The sequence below is a fragment of the Anaerobacterium chartisolvens genome (assembly GCF_003337415.1).
Lineage (GTDB): Bacteria > Bacillota > Clostridia > Acetivibrionales > DSM-27016 > Anaerobacterium > Anaerobacterium chartisolvens.
This window is the reverse complement of sequence record NZ_QPJT01000007.1, coordinates 26,657-41,988: the sequence shown is the minus strand read 5'-3', so window position 1 is coordinate 41,988 and position 15,332 is coordinate 26,657. Positions and strand designations below refer to the sequence as shown.

16 protein-coding genes and 1 other annotated feature are annotated in these 15,332 nt (G+C 44.6%); of the genes, 15 read left to right on the top strand and 1 reads right to left on the bottom strand.

Features of this window, described 5'->3' with window-relative positions:
• Nucleotides 1–16 precede the first annotated feature (16 nt).
• The 4 genes from DFR58_RS07560 (at nucleotide 17) to aat (ending at nucleotide 4,008) form a co-directional block, all read left to right on the top strand.
• Complete coding sequence (locus DFR58_RS07560) at nucleotides 17–700, top strand: peptidoglycan-binding domain-containing protein (RefSeq protein ID WP_114297216.1); 684 nt, start codon at nucleotides 17–19, stop codon at nucleotides 698–700.
• Between the two features lie 83 nt (nucleotides 701–783).
• Complete coding sequence (clpS, locus tag DFR58_RS07555; RefSeq protein WP_114297215.1) at nucleotides 784–1,083, top strand: ATP-dependent Clp protease adapter ClpS; 300 nt, start codon at nucleotides 784–786, stop codon at nucleotides 1,081–1,083.
• 2 nt (nucleotides 1,084–1,085) lie between these two features.
• Entirely contained in the window at nucleotides 1,086–3,329 is a 2,244-nt protein-coding gene (gene clpA / locus DFR58_RS07550) for an ATP-dependent Clp protease ATP-binding subunit ClpA (RefSeq protein ID WP_114297214.1), read from the top strand.
• A 4-nt stretch (nucleotides 3,330–3,333) separates the two neighbouring features.
• Nucleotides 3,334–4,008, top strand: coding sequence for a leucyl/phenylalanyl-tRNA--protein transferase (aat, locus tag DFR58_RS07545; protein ID WP_114297213.1), 675 nt, complete (start codon nucleotides 3,334–3,336; stop codon nucleotides 4,006–4,008).
• Nucleotides 4,009–4,060: 52 nt separating this feature from the next.
• Here aat and DFR58_RS07540 read toward each other — a convergent pair whose 3' ends face one another.
• A complete protein-coding gene (locus tag DFR58_RS07540; protein WP_114297212.1) occupies nucleotides 4,061–4,282 on the bottom strand; it encodes an alpha/beta-type small acid-soluble spore protein in 222 nt (73 codons plus the stop codon).
• 351 nt (nucleotides 4,283–4,633) lie between these two features.
• Between DFR58_RS07540 and DFR58_RS21790 the strand changes: the two genes are divergently transcribed.
• The 11 genes from DFR58_RS21790 (at nucleotide 4,634) to DFR58_RS07490 (ending at nucleotide 15,329) form a co-directional block, all read left to right on the top strand.
• The gene (locus tag DFR58_RS21790; RefSeq protein WP_170138071.1) at nucleotides 4,634–4,798 is read left to right on the top strand and encodes a hypothetical protein; all 165 of its coding nucleotides are present in this window, start codon (nucleotides 4,634–4,636) and stop codon (nucleotides 4,796–4,798) included.
• A gap of 148 nt (nucleotides 4,799–4,946) precedes the next feature.
• Entirely contained in the window at nucleotides 4,947–6,293 is a 1,347-nt protein-coding gene (locus DFR58_RS07535; RefSeq protein ID WP_114297211.1) for a glucose-6-phosphate isomerase, read from the top strand.
• Nucleotides 6,294–6,423: 130 nt separating this feature from the next.
• Nucleotides 6,424–6,480, top strand: a sequence feature (sodium ion sensor (DUF1646 type); this cis-regulatory element may regulate processes involved in with the transportation of sodium ions).
• 217 nt (nucleotides 6,481–6,697) lie between these two features.
• Entirely contained in the window at nucleotides 6,698–7,024 is a 327-nt protein-coding gene (locus tag DFR58_RS07530) for a hypothetical protein (protein WP_114297210.1), read from the top strand.
• Complete coding sequence (locus DFR58_RS07525) at nucleotides 7,011–8,975, top strand: V-type ATP synthase subunit I (RefSeq protein WP_114297209.1); 1,965 nt, start codon at nucleotides 7,011–7,013, stop codon at nucleotides 8,973–8,975. The genes DFR58_RS07530 and DFR58_RS07525 overlap by 14 nt, the downstream gene beginning before the upstream one ends.
• 12 nt (nucleotides 8,976–8,987) lie before the next feature.
• Nucleotides 8,988–9,455 (top strand): V-type ATP synthase subunit K, encoded by a 468-nt coding sequence (locus DFR58_RS07520; RefSeq protein WP_114297208.1) that lies wholly within the window; start codon nucleotides 8,988–8,990, stop codon nucleotides 9,453–9,455.
• Nucleotides 9,456–9,484: 29 nt separating this feature from the next.
• The gene (locus tag DFR58_RS07515; protein WP_114297207.1) at nucleotides 9,485–10,081 is read left to right on the top strand and encodes a V-type ATP synthase subunit E; all 597 of its coding nucleotides are present in this window, start codon (nucleotides 9,485–9,487) and stop codon (nucleotides 10,079–10,081) included.
• A gap of 39 nt (nucleotides 10,082–10,120) precedes the next feature.
• Entirely contained in the window at nucleotides 10,121–11,134 is a 1,014-nt protein-coding gene (locus tag DFR58_RS07510; RefSeq protein ID WP_114297206.1) for a V-type ATP synthase subunit C, read from the top strand.
• The gene (locus DFR58_RS07505) at nucleotides 11,127–11,456 is read left to right on the top strand and encodes a V-type ATP synthase subunit F (protein ID WP_114297205.1); all 330 of its coding nucleotides are present in this window, start codon (nucleotides 11,127–11,129) and stop codon (nucleotides 11,454–11,456) included. Before DFR58_RS07510 ends, DFR58_RS07505 begins: the two co-directional genes overlap by 8 nt.
• Nucleotides 11,457–11,533: 77 nt before the next feature.
• The gene (locus DFR58_RS07500) at nucleotides 11,534–13,258 is read left to right on the top strand and encodes a V-type ATP synthase subunit A (RefSeq protein WP_479722732.1); all 1,725 of its coding nucleotides are present in this window, start codon (nucleotides 11,534–11,536) and stop codon (nucleotides 13,256–13,258) included.
• A complete protein-coding gene (locus DFR58_RS07495) occupies nucleotides 13,251–14,639 on the top strand; it encodes a V-type ATP synthase subunit B (RefSeq protein WP_114297203.1) in 1,389 nt (462 codons plus the stop codon). Before DFR58_RS07500 ends, DFR58_RS07495 begins: the two co-directional genes overlap by 8 nt.
• Nucleotides 14,640–14,660: 21 nt before the next feature.
• Nucleotides 14,661–15,329, top strand: coding sequence for a V-type ATP synthase subunit D (locus DFR58_RS07490; protein WP_114297202.1), 669 nt, complete (start codon nucleotides 14,661–14,663; stop codon nucleotides 15,327–15,329).
• Nucleotides 15,330–15,332: the final 3 nt, after the last annotated feature.

The window sequence follows — 15,332 nt, the reverse complement described above, 5'->3', positions numbered from 1 at the left end:
AGAGGGAGGGAGATACATGCCTACTGTTTATGTTTACAATTATGCCAGTAATGCAATGGAAACCTATGTAAGGGGATTGACCGAGGCTATGCCTTATAGTACGGAAAATACTCTCAGTGTAGGAGAATTCCGCGCCAATTCCCGTGCCAATGTAATATGGACCGACAGGAGGACGATGGAGGCGTGGAATGTGCTTAGAAGTGCGTGGGGACGTTCTATATACGTGGGGTATGCGTTCAAGAGAATATGGGAGGGGGGGCATACCGCCCAATCCCAGCATTACGCTGGTACGGCCCTTGATATGGCGCAGAATCTTGACCCGGCTACCAGAAACAGGCTTCGTGATGTAGCCATAAACACAGGAGTATGGTCATATGTTGAGCCGGCGTATTTAACTCCCACATGGGTGCATGTGGATAAACGCACAGGAATTCCTGCCTGTGCCGCAGGGGGATACCCTCTGGTTGCGTCGGGAAGTGTTGGGGTATATGTTCTGGTGCTTCAGGATGGGCTTAATGCTCTGGGCTACACCGGCTCGGGACTGGATGGCTATTTCGGTGCGGGGACAAGAACCGCGGTTATGAGATTTCAGGCGGCGCAGGGGTTGTCGGCCGACGGGATAGCAGGGTGCAACACATGGGAAGCGCTTACAACAATGGCGGTAGGCATAGGGCAGACCGCAACGGTGGTTGATCCTTGAAGTCAAAGGATAAGAGGCTTGTACATTATTATATACATTGTTATAATTTATTTATATAATTATGCACGGCAGGAGAGTTTGGAATGAGTGAAGGTACTATCTTAAAAGAAGATGTAAAAAACGAGCTTAAAAAGCCGAGGATGTATAAGGTAATACTTCTTAACGATGACTATACGACTATGGATTTTGTGGTGGAGGTTCTTGTGGGAATATTTCATAAGGCGGCGGATGAGGCTACCAGAATAATGCTTGATGTACATGAGAAGGGTAAGGGAATTGTGGGAGTATACACCTACGACATTGCCTCTACTAAAATACTACAGGTAGAAGGACTGGCCAGACAAAGGGAATTTCCTTTGAAGGCAGTAATGGAAGAGGAGTAAGTATGAGATTGGATAGTGTTACAGACAAAATAATAACTGCCGCCTTTAATGAGGCAAAGGTTAGAAAGCATGAATATTTTACGCCTGAGCATATTTTATATTCATCTCTTCATTTTAATGAGTCTAAAGAAATTATAGAGGGCTGCGGAGGGAATATAGAAGATATCAGAAAGGATCTTACGGAATTTTTTAAGGATAATATACCTGTTGTAGAGGACATAGAGCCTATGGCTTCTGCCGGGGTAAATAATATAATGCAGATTTCGGCAGGCCATGTGGCCTCTTCAGGCAGGGAGACAATTAGAATAGGGGATGTCATTGCGGCGATTTTTGAGGAGAATCAGTCGTTTGCCTGCTATTACCTCCAGAAGAACGGGGTAACCAGGGTAGATGTGCTGAGGTTCATATCTCATGGCTTAACAGTGTATGAGCCCAGACACAGCCTGCAAATACATGAGTCGGGAGGCAGAAGAGGCAGGGAAGAGGAGAAAAAGGCAAGAAAGAAATTTTTAACTGAATTTACAGTGGATCTTACAGAGAAGGCATTGAAGGGAGAAGTGGACCCTCTTATAGGAAGACGGGATATATTGGACAGGACGATACAGGTTCTATCCAGAAGAATTAAAAATAATCCTGTGCATGTGGGAGACCCTGGAGTGGGAAAGACTGCAATTACGGAGGGGCTTGCCGCTATGATTTCAGAGGGAAGGGCTCCGGGAACCCTCAAAGGAAGCAGAATTTACTATCTGGATATGGGAGCTTTGCTTGCGGGAACAAAGTACAGGGGAGATTTTGAAGAGAGAATAAAAAAGGTATTGAATGAAATGGAGAAGGAAGGCAATGCAATAGTTTATATAGATGAGATCCATAATATTGTGGGTGCGGGTGCTGTTTCGGGAGGCTCAATGGACGCATCCAATATATTGAAGCCCTTTCTTATGTCCGGCAAGCTGAGGTTTATAGGTTCAACCACCTATGAGGAGTACAAGAAATACTTTGACAAGGACAGGGCACTGTCGAGGAGGTTTCAGAAAATCGAGGTTTCAGAGCCTTCGATAGAGGATACCTGTAAAATACTTGAGGGATTGAAGGACAGATACGAGCAGTTCCATAATGTTGAATATACCTCCGAGGCATTGCGCCTGGCTGCGGAGCTGTCGGCAAAGTATATAAACGACAGGCAGCTTCCCGACAAAGCAATAGATGTTATTGACGAGGCGGGGGCTTATGCCTCTTTAAACCGGCCTGATGACGGTGTTGTAAGGATAGGCGGTGAGGATATTGAGAGAATTGTATCGGCCATAGCCAAGGTTCCAGAGGACAGTGTTTCAACAAATGAAACCTTAAAGCTGAAGGAACTGGGGGGAATGATAAAGAAGGAAATATTCGGGCAGGACGCGGCTGTAGCGTCTGTGGTCAAAGCTATAAAAAGGTCGCGTGCCGGCTTCAATGAAACCGACAAGCCTGTTGCCTCAATGCTTTTTGTAGGCCCTACCGGTGTGGGCAAGACCGAGCTGTCCAGACAGCTTGCATCTATTATGGGAATATCGCTCATAAGATTTGATATGAGTGAATATCAGGAGAAGCATACCGTTGCCAGGCTTATAGGCGCGCCTCCGGGATATGTGGGATATGAAGAGGGCGGGCTGCTGACAGACGCTATAAGGAAAACTCCATATTGTGTGCTTTTGCTTGATGAAATTGAAAAGGCGCATCATGATATATTCAATGTTCTTCTTCAGGTTATGGATTATGCGACCCTTACCGATAATAACGGAAAAAAGGCCGATTTCAGAAATGTTATACTGATAATGACCTCCAACGCGGGGGCAAGAGAGCTTGGAAGGGCTATAATCGGTTTTGAAAGCAGGCCGGTGGATCGTGGAACACTCGTCAAGGAGGTTGAGAGGATATTTTCTCCTGAGTTTAGAAATCGGCTGGATGATGTGGTGGTTTTTGAGCACATTAACAAGGATATGGCGCTGCTTATAGCAAAAAAAGCTGTGAGAAAATTCGAAGAAAAGCTTGCTGCCAAAAGCATAGGGCTGGAGGTCACCGACGACTGCTATGAATGGCTTGCCCAAAAAGGGTTTTCATCGGTCTATGGAGCGAGAGAAATTGTAAGGCTTGTGCAGGACAGGATAAAAACCTACTTTGTTGATGAGGTGCTTTTTGGTGAGCTTGCAAACGGAGGCACCGCCCTTATCGATGTGAAGGATGGGGATATCGCTATTAGCCGGAGGTGAGCGGATGCCTGTTTACAGACTGGGCAGGGAGCTTGTGTTTCCGCATCCGGAATTGGCAGACAGGGAGGGGATCCTTGCGGTGGGAGGAGATTTAAAATCCGACAGGCTTATTCTCGCATACAGCAACGGAATATTTCCGTGGTACTCCGAAGGGCAGCCGATATTATGGTGGTCTCCAAACCCCAGATTTGTGTTGTTTCCCAATGACATAAGGGTTTCGGGGTCTATGAAAAAGGTATTAAAAAAGGCGGCATATACAGTTACCTTTGATAGATGCTTCCGCGATGTCATATCATACTGCAGGAGCCTTAGAGAGGGCGAAACATGGATAACGGACGAAATGACGGAGAGCTATTGTCGTCTTCATAGCATGGGACTGGCTCATTCTGTGGAAACCTGGTGCGATGGAAGGCTTGTAGGAGGCTTATACGGTGTTTCGCTTGGGAAATGCTTTTTTGGAGAGTCTATGTTTTCACTGATGGATAACGCCTCTAAAACGGCACTCATTATGCTGGCTCAAAAGCTGATGGAGAGAGATTTTGTAATGATAGACAGTCAGGTCTATACAAAGCATTTGGAGTCAATGGGAGCGGTAAATGTTCCAAGGAGAGAGTTTTTGCGCCTGCTTCAAACGGCGTTGGAGTATGATACCATTTTGGGAAGCTGGAGCCGGTTTTAGGGGACTTAAGGCTTGATATGACCTTTTTTAGTCCCCTATCACCTTTATATTGTTATTTCAAATTTTGTTCTGCCATCTGAATCATTTTTTTAACCATCTGACCGCCTATGGGGCCGCCCTCTAATCCATTCTGCCTGCAGCTTACATCGCCCTTGTAATGGTCGTTATTTTCCTTTATATAGCTTAAGTGGCCTATTTCCTGCGCGCATTCTATCTTAAATCTTGTCAGCGCGTCTCTTGACTGGGGTACTAATGGGGTTTTTGGTCTGGACATTCGTCTCACCTTCCTTTAATTTTAATATTTTTATATCACAGAAATTTTAATTCCGTGGTTATAGTTTAAACAAAAAATAAAATTAATTGTGTATAAAATAATTCATCAAATAGAAAAAAATAATAAGCATATCTATATTTTATTAAAAATAGAGAGAGCTTATATGAATAAATAGGATCATATTCAAATATTACAAATAAATTACAATTAAGTTACAGTTAAGCCCAGCTTATTGACAAATATTGTATATATCAATATAATGTCAAATGCGATATGTATTTTTAAGGTTGTTTGATTGGAAAGTCCCGGAGAAAGTGTTCAAGCCGGGAGGTTTTTAGAAAGGTGGTTTTTATGACTTGCAATGTTCACGAATTAAAAATTAAAATAAAACAAAAAAATTTACTGCTGAGTTCAATCGGGAGAGATGAGAATGCCGGAGAGGGAGAAGCACTCAAAATACAGTGTGAGCTTGACAGACTTTTATACCAGTATTATAAGCTTATAGTAAATAATTAGAATCATAAGCAATATTTATAATGTTTATTATAATAAAAAACTTTCAAATAAAGGTTTAAAATGATATACTATCAAGGAGTTGGGATGATTTTCTGACTCCTTGATTTTTTAAAAAAATTTATCATAAATTATACAGGAGGTTGAATTAATGCAGAGGTTGTCGTTCGATTACTCAAAAGCATCAGATTTTTTAAAAGAGCATGAGGTAAAGTATTTTAAAAGCTTTGCCCTGCAGACGCATGAAATGCTTCATAATAAGACCGGGGCAGGAAGTGACTTTTTGGGCTGGGTGAATTTGCCTGTAGATTATGACAAAGAGGAGTTTGCGAGAATAAAGGCGTCTGCCGAAAAAATAAAATCAGATTCGGATGTCCTTGTGGTTGTGGGTATAGGAGGGTCTTATCTGGGAGCGAGAGCCGCCATAGAAATGCTTTCACACTCATTCTACAATAATCTTCCAAAGGATAAAAGGAATACCCCGGAAATTTATTTTGTGGGGAATAATATCAGCTCTACATACCTTACAGATCTGCTTGAGCTTTTGGAGGGCAAGGAGGTGTCTGTAAACGTTATATCCAAGTCGGGAACTACCACCGAGCCGGCTATTGCCTTCAGAATATTTAAGGAGTATATGGAGAATAAGTACGGCAGGGAGGAGGCGCGCAAAAGGATATATGCAACTACCGACAAGGCAAGAGGCGCCCTTAAGAAGCTTTCTGACGAGGAGGGCTATGAGAGCTTTGTCATACCTGATGATGTAGGAGGTAGGTTTTCAGTTCTGACGGCGGTAGGGCTTCTTCCTATTGCGGTGTGCGGAGCCAGCATTGACGACATTATGAAGGGTGCTGCCGATGCCTATGAGCTGTACAAAAACCCCAATTTGGACGAGAACGATTGCTATAAGTATGCTGCCGCAAGAAATGCCCTGTACAGAAAAAACAAAACCACCGAGATAATGGTTAACTATGAGCCTTCTCTTCATTTCTTTACGGAATGGTGGAAGCAGCTTTTCGGTGAGAGCGAGGGCAAGGATCAGAAGGGCATTTTCCCGGCAGGAGTGGATTTCTCTACCGATCTGCATTCTATGGGCCAGTATATTCAGGACGGCTTAAGAAACATATTTGAAACTGTTTTAAGTGTTGAAAAGCCCAAAAAATCCATAACGGTAAAAGAGGACAGGGATAATGTGGACGGGCTTAACTTTCTGGCGGGCAAGGAAATGGATTTTGTAAATAAAAAGGCCTTTGAGGGTACCCTTTTGGCTCATACCGACGGAGGTGTTCCCAATCTCATATTGAATATCCCGCAGCTTAATGACTATTACTTTGGACAATTGGTGTATTTCTTTGAGAAGGCATGTGGAATAAGCGGATATCTTCTGGCTGTAAATCCGTTTGATCAGCCGGGGGTTGAAGCATATAAAAAGAACATGTTCGCGCTTCTGGGCAAGCCGGGATATGAGGAGGAAAGAAAGAAGCTGGAGAGCAGGCTGTAAGATGCCGTGAATTACATATTTATTCCAAGTACTAAGGAATAAATATACTTATCCTTGGTGGGTTATCGTTGACAGCACTGATTTTTAAAACTATAATATAGACATATAAATTGGATATTGTGATAAAAACGGTTGGGCGGCAATAAGCTGCTTTCAAGGCATACGTGACTTTTAAGGGTGGAAAGTTTTAATATTTTCTGCCCTTTTGTTATAGGGACATATGCTCTGACAAAGGCATATGGAAATTATTATGGCGTGTTAGTTTTGAGGCTTGGCATAAAGATCCGTTAAAAGTTAATACTTTATAAAGTCATTATAGAGTATGCCGCGGTTGAATTTTGGGAAATGAAAGCGTCCGGTTTTACAGCTTGTTACATAGGCATAATATGAGGGGAGGTGGAGGGATGAGTATTGACGTGATTTTATCCATAAAGCAGGCGGAGGCGGAGGCGGAGCAGATAATAAAGGATTCTGTGGAGGAAAGCCGCAGGATTGCCTCGGAAGCAGCGGCTCAGGCAGAACACCTTTGTACAAGACTTGTGGAAGAGGGAGAGGAGGAAGCGTCGCGTGTGATTAAGGAGGCCGAAAGCAGGGCTGCCCGTGAGGTTGACAGCCGGATGAAGCAAATTGATGAGGAAGACGAGGCTGTTTTGCTGCACGCAGGAGAAAAATTGCACAGTGCGGTGGGTATGATTATGGAGAGGATAGTGAAAATTCATGGCAGTAGTTGAAATGAATAAAATTTCCCTAATCGGATTAAATAAGGATAAAGATAATATAATACACAGCCTCATGAAAATGGGTGTTTGTGAAGTCATTGGAGCACATGACAAGCTGTCGTCCGAAAAATGGGAGGGCTTGGTAGCGGCAGATGGGGATATGGAAGGTGTCGGCTCGCTTGATGCTGATATTGAAAGGATTGGCTTGGTGCTTGACAGCATAGAAAAATATCATGTCCGTAAAAGAGGAATGTTCGAGTTTAAGAGATGTGTTGCAAGGACTGAGCTTGACGAGGTATTGAACAGGCGTGGCAAGCTTGAAGAGCTTGTGGATTCTGTAATGATATACAATGAGAGGCTGTCGGCATTAAAAGCAGAGAAAAACAGGAAGGTAAGCTTAATAGCTTCTTTAGAACCCTGGCAATCCCTTCAAATTCCGCTGGAGATTACTTCCACCCGGACATGCAAAATCTCCATAGGGGTTATCCCATTTTCACACAGCAGCGATGCCTTTGCAGGTGATCTTGAAGGTCAGGCTGAAGCGGCGCATGTCGAGCTTTTGAATTCCGACAGGGAGCAGAGCTATTTTTTAGTGATATACCATAATAAGGCTCAGGAAGCTGTTATGAAGGTATGGAAAAATTATGGGTTTTCAAAGGTGGTTTTTAAGGATTTGAAGGGTACGGCCCAGGATAATATAAAAGAAGCTGCTGCAGTAATCCAGAGCATAGATAAAGAATACGGCGAGGTAGAGGCGGCGATATGTGCGCTTGAAAGTGAACGGCCTCAGCTTGAGGTGCTTTATGATTATCTTGTGCTTCAGAGAGACAAAAAGAAGGCGCTTGGCAAGCTTGTCAAAACTGAAAAGACCTTTATGCTGGAGGGGTGGATCCCTGAGGAGATGGGTGAGCAAATAAAAGCAGGCCTTGAGAAAAGATGGGACTGCCTTATAAATATTGCAAAGCCTGAGGAGGGAGAGGAATTTCCCATACTGCTTAGCAATAAGGGAGTAGGGAGTGCGGTAGAGTCTGTTACCGGAATGTATGGGCTTCCTCATTATAAGGAGATAGATCCCAACTCCATAATGGGGCCTTTCTTTGTGTTGTTCTTCGGCTTGATGCTTAGTGACGCAGGGTATGGGATTGTAATGATGCTTGCCGCCGCGTTTATGATATGGAAGCTTAAAGAGGGGGACGGCAAAAAAAAATTTTTTAAATTAATGTTGTACTGCGGAGCATCCACAATGCTTTGGGGTGCGTTATTCGGAGGATGGTTCGGAATTGAAGCTTTTTCCAGACACCCAATCTGGTTCAGCCCCGTCGAGGACCCTGAGGAGCTTCTCAGGTGGTCGCTTCTGTTTGGGGTAATACATATATACACGGGCATAGGGGTTAGGGCCGTAAACCTTATCAGGAGCAAAAAGTATGCCGACATAATATTTGATGTCGTTATATGGTATATATTTTTCACAGGCTTTATATTGTTTGTTCTTCCCTATACCCCAAAGGTTAATGCACAAGAGGTTGCGGGACTTGTGGAAGCAGGCAAATACCTGCTGGCCGCGGGTGGGGTTTTGCTCATATTGACTCAAGGAAGAAAGCAAAAGAACATATTCATGAAGATTGTAAGCGGATTTTCAAGCCTTTATGATTTAATAGGATTTATGAGCGATGTGCTTTCCTATTCCAGACTTTTGGCTTTGGGGCTTGCAACCTCCGTTATTGCTTCAATTGTTAATGAAATGGGAGCAATGGGCGGACTTGACAGCGTTTTCAAGGTGGCTGGGTTTGTAGTGATATTGCTTGTGGGGCACACCTTTAATTTTGCCATAAATGCTTTGGGTGCGTATGTCCATGCGAGCAGGCTTCAGTATATTGAATTTTTCGGTAAGTTTTACAAGGGCGGAGGCACATCCTTTGAGCCCTTGAGGGTTGATACAAAATATGTTGAGTTAAAAGATTAGGAGGGCATGATTATGGAATACCTGTTTGGGAATTTGGATGGGAGTATCTGGGCAATGCTGGGGGCCGCAGTGGCATTTTTTGTAGCCGGAATGGGCTCTGCAAAGGGAGTGGGAATAGCGGGAGAAGCCGGTGCGGGAGTCCTTACGGAGGACCCGGGAAAATTTGGGCCCGTTATGGTAATGGAAGCGCTTCCAAGTACTCAGGCTATTTATGGGTTTGTTATTGCATTCTTAATAATAGGAAATGTAGGAGCGGGTATCACTCTGCAGGAGGGCTTATTCCTGTTTGCTGCGGGCATTCCGGTAGGCTTGGTGGGTCTGATGTCGGGAATTTATCAGGGAAGAGTTGCGGCGGCCGGAATAAATATGATAGCCAAGAGGTCCGACAGCATGGGAAGAGCTATTATTCTTGCCCTAATGGTTGAAATGTTTGCCATTATAGCCTTTATAGTTTCTATTCTTATGATAGGAAAGGTATGATAATGATTGTTTAGGGGGAGTGACTTCGGATGTCCGGATTTGAAAAAATAAAAGACAGGATATTAGAGGAGGCCCGTGAGCAGGCAAGGGAAAATATTGAGCGTGCCGAGCGTGAAGCGGAGGAGCTTTTAAAAGCCTCTGAAGGTCGGGCAAGGGTCAGTAAGGAGAATATAATTGAAAAGGCCAGAGCAGAGGCTGTGGAGTCAAGAAAAAGGATTGTTGCAATTGCCGAGCTTGAGGCAAGAAAACAAAAGCTTAAGGCAAGGCAGGCAATAGTTAACCAGGCCTTTGAAAAGGCTCTGGAAGGGCTATGCTCCATGCCTGACAGCCAATATGGCAAGGTGCTTATGAATATGATTGTTAATCTTACTGAAAGCGGAGAGGAAGAGATTGTCCTGTCCGAGAGGGACAAGGCAAGGCTGGGTGACGACTTTATAAATGAATTAAATGAAGAGGTGAAAAGGAGGGGTATGAAGGGACAGCTTTCGTTATCCCGGTATTCTGCTCCTATAAAGGGAGGAGTCATCTTGAGATCCGGGAATATAGAGATTAACAGCTCCTTTGAAACTCTGCTGAGAATGAATAGGGGAGAGCTGGAGCCGGAGGTATTCAGGCTGCTTTTTTAAAAGCTCTGTGTATACTTTTAACAGAGAGGAGGGCGCAATATGAAAAATACCGGCGGTACGGAGTATACCTATGCGGTTTCCAGAATACGCGCAATAGAGAAAAAGCTTTTGAATGAGTCAAGACTGGGAAGAATGATAGATGCCAAAACCCCTGAGGATGTCTTGAAGCTTCTGGAGGAAGCCGACTACGGCTATTCACCTTTGGAAAACCCGTCAGCCCGTGACTATGAGAGGCTGCTTGCCGAGGAGCATAAAAAGCTGTATGAGCTTCTAAAGGAAATAGCGCCGAAGTCGGATGTGGTAATGCCGTTTTTATACATGAATGATTTCCATAATATAAAAGTGATATTGAAGGCGGAGTTTTCAGGGCAGGAGAATTACCGTATGCTTCTGCTTGAGCCATCTGCTATTTTGGTAGGTAAGCTTGAGGCTATGATAGGAGACAGAAGGCTTGGGGATATGCCTGCGATAATGAGAAAAGCAGTTGAGGAGTGCATTGACGTATTTAACAGAACCTCCGATCCTCAGATGATAGATATTATTTTAGATAAGGCCGGATTTATGCAGATGAGGGAAATGGCGGGCCAAATTCAAAACAGCTTCCTGTCAAAGCTTATAGTGATATTGATAGATCTGGCTAATATTAAAATATTTATGCGCGTAAGGAAAATGAAAAAATCGTGGAATTTTTTGCAGAGGGTATTGATTGATGGGGGCTCTATTGACAGCAAGGTGTTCATACAGGGGATAGAAGCGCCTATGGACTTTTTTGCGGAGGCCGTCAGATTTTCTGCATACGGCAGGCTGGTTGAGGACGGGATGGAGTATTTTAACTCGTCGGGAAGCCTTATAAGGCTTGAAATGCTTTCGGATAATTTTGTTATGTCCTATATAAAAAGGGCCAAGTATACTGCTTTTGGTCCTGAGCCGTTGATTGGCTACCTTTTTGCAAAGGAAAGTGAAATGAAAAATGTAAGGATTATAATGGTGGGAAAAATAAATAATATTCCCAATGATATTATAAGGGAAAGACTAAGGAGCGTTTATGCATAGAATTGGAGTAATAGGAGATAAGGACAGCATACTTGGCTTCAAGGCTCTGGGGATAGAGGTGTTTTCCGTGGAGGACGCGGAGGAGGCTGAAAAGACGCTGGAAAATATGGTTGTAAACAATTTTGCGGTTATCTACATAACAGAGCAGACGGCAAAAGATATTACACCCGTAATAGACAGATATAACAGCCGGACAGTGCCTGTCATAATACCTATACCCGGAAATCAGGGGACATTGGGATTGGGAATGCAGGGAGTTAAAAGGACAGTGGAGAGGGCAGTAGGGGCGGATATTCTTTTTAAGGGCGAGCAGGTGAATTAATCTAAAGAGGGAGGGTATGAGCTTTGAGCCAGGGAACAATTGTAAAGGTTACCGGACCTTTGGTAATTGCCGAGGGGATGAGGGATGCGAATATGTTTGATGTTGTCCGTGTCAGCGAGCATCGCTTAATTGGAGAAATAATTGAAATGCACGGAGACAGAGCCTCTATACAGGTTTATGAGGAAACTGCGGGATTGGGGCCCGGTGAGCCTGTCGTATCGACGGGAGCACCCTTGAGTGTTGAGCTGGGGCCTGGACTGCTGGAAAAAATGTTTGACGGAATTCAAAGGCCTCTCGAAAAGATGCGGGAGATGGTGGGGAGCAACATTACCAGAGGAATTGATGTGGCTTCTCTGGACAGGGATAAAAAATGGAAGTTCGAGCCCACTGTTGAAAAGGGAATGAGGGTAAAAGAAGGAGATATAATCGGAAGAGTACAGGAAACTGTTATTATAGAGCATAGGATAATGATACCGTATGGAATAAACGGCACTCTTGAGGAAGTGTATGGTGGGAAATTCAATGTTACCGAGACGGTTGCAAGGGTGAGGAAGGACAACGGTGAGACGGTAGATGTTACAATGATGCAAAAGTGGCCTGTACGAAAGGGGAGGCCGTATAGGGAAAAGCTTCCTCCCGATACTCCTATGATAACGGGGCAGAGGGTTATAGACACGTTGTTTCCTCTTGCCAAGGGAGGTGTCGCCGCTGTTCCGGGGCCGTTCGGAAGCGGAAAAACAGTAGTGCAGCACCAGCTTGCCAAGTGGGCGGATGCAGAAATTGTGGTATATATTGGCTGCGGAGAACGCGGAAACGAAATGACCGATGTGCTTATAGAGTTTCCTGAGCTGAAGGACCCGAGGACGGGTGAGTCCCTTATGAAAAGGACTGTTTTAATTGCAAACACCTCCGACATGCCGGTTGCGGCCAGAGAAGCATCCATATATACCGGCATTACTATAGCGGAGTATTTCAGGGATATGGGGTATAGTGTTGCATTAATGGCTGATTCTACATCAAGATGGGCCGAGGCTTTAAGAGAGATGTCGGGAAGGCTGGAGGAAATGCCCGGAGAGGAGGGCTACCCTGCATATTTGAGTTCAAGACTGGCACAGTTTTATGAAAGGGCGGGAAAGGTTATAAGTCTGGGGACAAACGGCCGTGAAGGCGCGCTTACCGCAATAGGAGCGGTATCGCCTCCCGGAGGAGATCTTTCAGAGCCTGTTACACAGGCGACCTTAAGAATAGTTAAGGTTTTTTGGGGACTGGATGCAAGCCTTGCATACAGACGGCACTTTCCTGCGATAAACTGGCTGCTCAGCTATTCCTTATACTCAGAAAGGCTTGATAAGTGGATTAGCGAAAATGTGGCGGGCGAATGGAATACTCTGAGGGCCGATGCAATGAGACTGCTGCAGGAGGAGGCGGAATTGGAGGAGATAGTCAGGCTTGTGGGAGTCGATTCGCTTTCACCGGGAGACAAAATGGTGCTTGAAGCTTCCAGATCCATACGTGAGGATTATCTGCACCAGAATGCGTTCCATGACATAGACACGTATACATCTCTTGGAAAGCAGTATAAAATGCTTAAGCTTATAATGAGCTTTTATTATAAGGGGATGAAGGCTATGGACAAAGGCATAAGCAGTGCGGAGATTTTTGCGCTCCCTGTACGCGAGAGAATAGGAAGGTTTAAATATATACCTGAGGATGATGTAAACGCTGCTTTTAGCAGTATTGAATCGGAACTTAATGCTCAATTGGAGATGCTGTTATCTAAAGGGGGTGGTATAAATGCTTAGGGAATACAAAACAATAGAGGAAGTTGCGGGGCCGTTAATGCTTGTTAAGCATGTGAGCGGCGTAAAATACGGAGAGCTTGGAGAGATAGAGCTGCCGGGGGGAGAGACAAGAAGGTGCAGAGTCCTTGAGGTCAATGGCAATAACGCTATGGTTCAGTTGTTTGAAAGCTCGGCCGGGATTAATGTTGCACAGAGCAAGGTGAGATTTCTGGGGAGGGGAATTGAGCTTCCTGTGTCTCTTGATATGCTGGGAAGGGTGTTTGACGGCCTGGGAAGCCCTATTGACGGGGGACCCGGAATAATATCGGACACAAGAATAGACATCAACGGTGTTCCAATGAACCCTGCCGCCAGAAATTATCCTTCGGAGTTCATTCAAACAGGGGTGTCTGCAATAGACGGCCTGAATACTCTTGTAAGGGGACAAAAGCTTCCCATATTTTCAGGCTCGGGATTGCCTCACTCACAGCTTGCCGCACAGATTGCGCGTCAGGCAAGGGTTATAGGCGGCGACAGCAAGTTTGCCGTTGTTTTTGCAGCCATAGGTATTACTTTTGAGGAATCGGATTATTTTATAAGTGATTTCAAGAAAACAGGGGCCATTGACAGGACGGTATTGTTTATAAATCTCGCAAACGATCCTGCCATAGAGCGTATCGCAACACCGCGAATGGCTTTGACGGCGGCGGAGTATCTGGCCTTTGAAAAGGATATGCATGTGCTGGTTATTATTACCGATATAACAAATTACGCCGAAGCGCTTCGCGAGGTTTCAGCGGCAAGAAAGGAAGTCCCCGGCAGAAGAGGATACCCCGGATACCTATACACAGATCTTGCGACATTGTACGAAAGAGCGGGCAGGAAAAAGGATGCCGAGGGAAGCATTACCCTCATACCCATTCTTACAATGCCTGAGGATGACAAGACTCATCCTATTCCCGATCTCACGGGCTATATAACGGAAGGGCAGATTATTTTAAGCAGGGAGCTGTACCGAAAGGCAATAATGCCTCCTATTGACGTACTGCCTTCTTTGTCAAGGCTTAAGGATAAGGGGATAGGAAAGCGAAAGACGCGTGAGGATCATGCCGATACAATGAATCAGTTGTTTGCGTGCTATGCCAGAGGCAAGGAAGCAAAAGAGCTGGCGGTAATTTTGGGAGAGGCGGCATTGACAGATATAGATAAGCTCTATGCAAAATTTGCCGATGCTTTTGAAAAGGAATATGTTTCTCAAGGGTTTTCTGAGGAGAGAAAAATAGAGAGTACCTTAGACAAGGGCTGGAAGCTTTTATCCATATTCCCCAGATCGGAGCTGAAGCGCATCAGGGATGAGTACCTCGACCGTTATATGCCACAGCGGGAGACGGGAAATAAATAATACAAATGGGAGTGTATGCATATGTCGATTATGAATGTAAATCCCACACGAATGGAGCTTACGCGCCTCAGAAAGAGGCTGAATGTGGCACGAAGGGGGCATAAGCTCCTAAAAGATAAAAGAGACGAGCTGATGAAAAAGTTTCTCGAGCTGGTAAGAAAAAATAAGGAGCTGCGTGAGAAGGTTGAGATGATGCTTATGGAGTCTTATGCGGGACTCCTTAACACAAGGTCTGTTATGCCGTCGGAGGCTTTGGAGGAAGCACTTATGTTTCCTAAGCAAACGTTATCGCTTGATGTGACCTTCAGCAATATAATGAGTGTGGATGTGCCTGTACTTAACTTTAATACGGGAGATACCGCCGAAGGCGGTATATATCCTTACGGGCTTGCATCAACCTCAGGTGAGCTTGACATATCCATAGACATGCTGTGGGAGGTTTTTCCGCATTTGCTGGAGCTTGCGCGGATTGAAAAGTCTGCACAGCTTCTTTCTCTGGAAATTGAGAAGACCAGAAGAAGAGTAAATGCTCTGGAATATGTATTAATACCTCAGCTTACCGACACTATAAAATACATTACCATGAAGCTTGATGAAAGTGAGCGCAGCAACCTTACAAGACTGATGAAGATAAAGGATATGATGCTGGAACAGGTTCATGCGTCAAAAATGAGTGAGAGTGAGGTATAAGCT

What these genes read in the sequence shown, in the direction of transcription:
- DFR58_RS07520 (WP_114297208.1), top strand. Translation starts at nt 8,988, where the DNA reads ATGGAATACCTGTTTGGGAATTTGGATGGGAGTATCTGGGCAATGCTG.
- aat (WP_114297213.1), top strand. Translation starts at nt 3,334, where the DNA reads ATGCCTGTTTACAGACTGGGCAGGGAGCTTGTGTTTCCGCATCCGGAA.
- clpS (WP_114297215.1), top strand. Translation starts at nt 784, where the DNA reads ATGAGTGAAGGTACTATCTTAAAAGAAGATGTAAAAAACGAGCTTAAA.
- DFR58_RS07530 (WP_114297210.1), top strand. Translation starts at nt 6,698, where the DNA reads ATGAGTATTGACGTGATTTTATCCATAAAGCAGGCGGAGGCGGAGGCG.
- DFR58_RS07535 (WP_114297211.1), top strand. Translation starts at nt 4,947, where the DNA reads ATGCAGAGGTTGTCGTTCGATTACTCAAAAGCATCAGATTTTTTAAAA.
- DFR58_RS07505 (WP_114297205.1), top strand. Translation starts at nt 11,127, where the DNA reads ATGCATAGAATTGGAGTAATAGGAGATAAGGACAGCATACTTGGCTTC.
- DFR58_RS21790 (WP_170138071.1), top strand. Translation starts at nt 4,634, where the DNA reads ATGACTTGCAATGTTCACGAATTAAAAATTAAAATAAAACAAAAAAAT.
- DFR58_RS07540 (WP_114297212.1), bottom strand. Translation starts at nt 4,282, where the DNA reads ATGTCCAGACCAAAAACCCCATTAGTACCCCAGTCAAGAGACGCGCTG.
- clpA (WP_114297214.1), top strand. Translation starts at nt 1,086, where the DNA reads ATGAGATTGGATAGTGTTACAGACAAAATAATAACTGCCGCCTTTAAT.
- DFR58_RS07500 (WP_479722732.1), top strand. Translation starts at nt 11,534, where the DNA reads ATGAGGGATGCGAATATGTTTGATGTTGTCCGTGTCAGCGAGCATCGC.
- DFR58_RS07495 (WP_114297203.1), top strand. Translation starts at nt 13,251, where the DNA reads ATGCTTAGGGAATACAAAACAATAGAGGAAGTTGCGGGGCCGTTAATG.
- DFR58_RS07490 (WP_114297202.1), top strand. Translation starts at nt 14,661, where the DNA reads ATGTCGATTATGAATGTAAATCCCACACGAATGGAGCTTACGCGCCTC.
- DFR58_RS07515 (WP_114297207.1), top strand. Translation starts at nt 9,485, where the DNA reads ATGTCCGGATTTGAAAAAATAAAAGACAGGATATTAGAGGAGGCCCGT.
- DFR58_RS07560 (WP_114297216.1), top strand. Translation starts at nt 17, where the DNA reads ATGCCTACTGTTTATGTTTACAATTATGCCAGTAATGCAATGGAAACC.
- DFR58_RS07510 (WP_114297206.1), top strand. Translation starts at nt 10,121, where the DNA reads ATGAAAAATACCGGCGGTACGGAGTATACCTATGCGGTTTCCAGAATA.
- DFR58_RS07525 (WP_114297209.1), top strand. Translation starts at nt 7,011, where the DNA reads ATGGCAGTAGTTGAAATGAATAAAATTTCCCTAATCGGATTAAATAAG.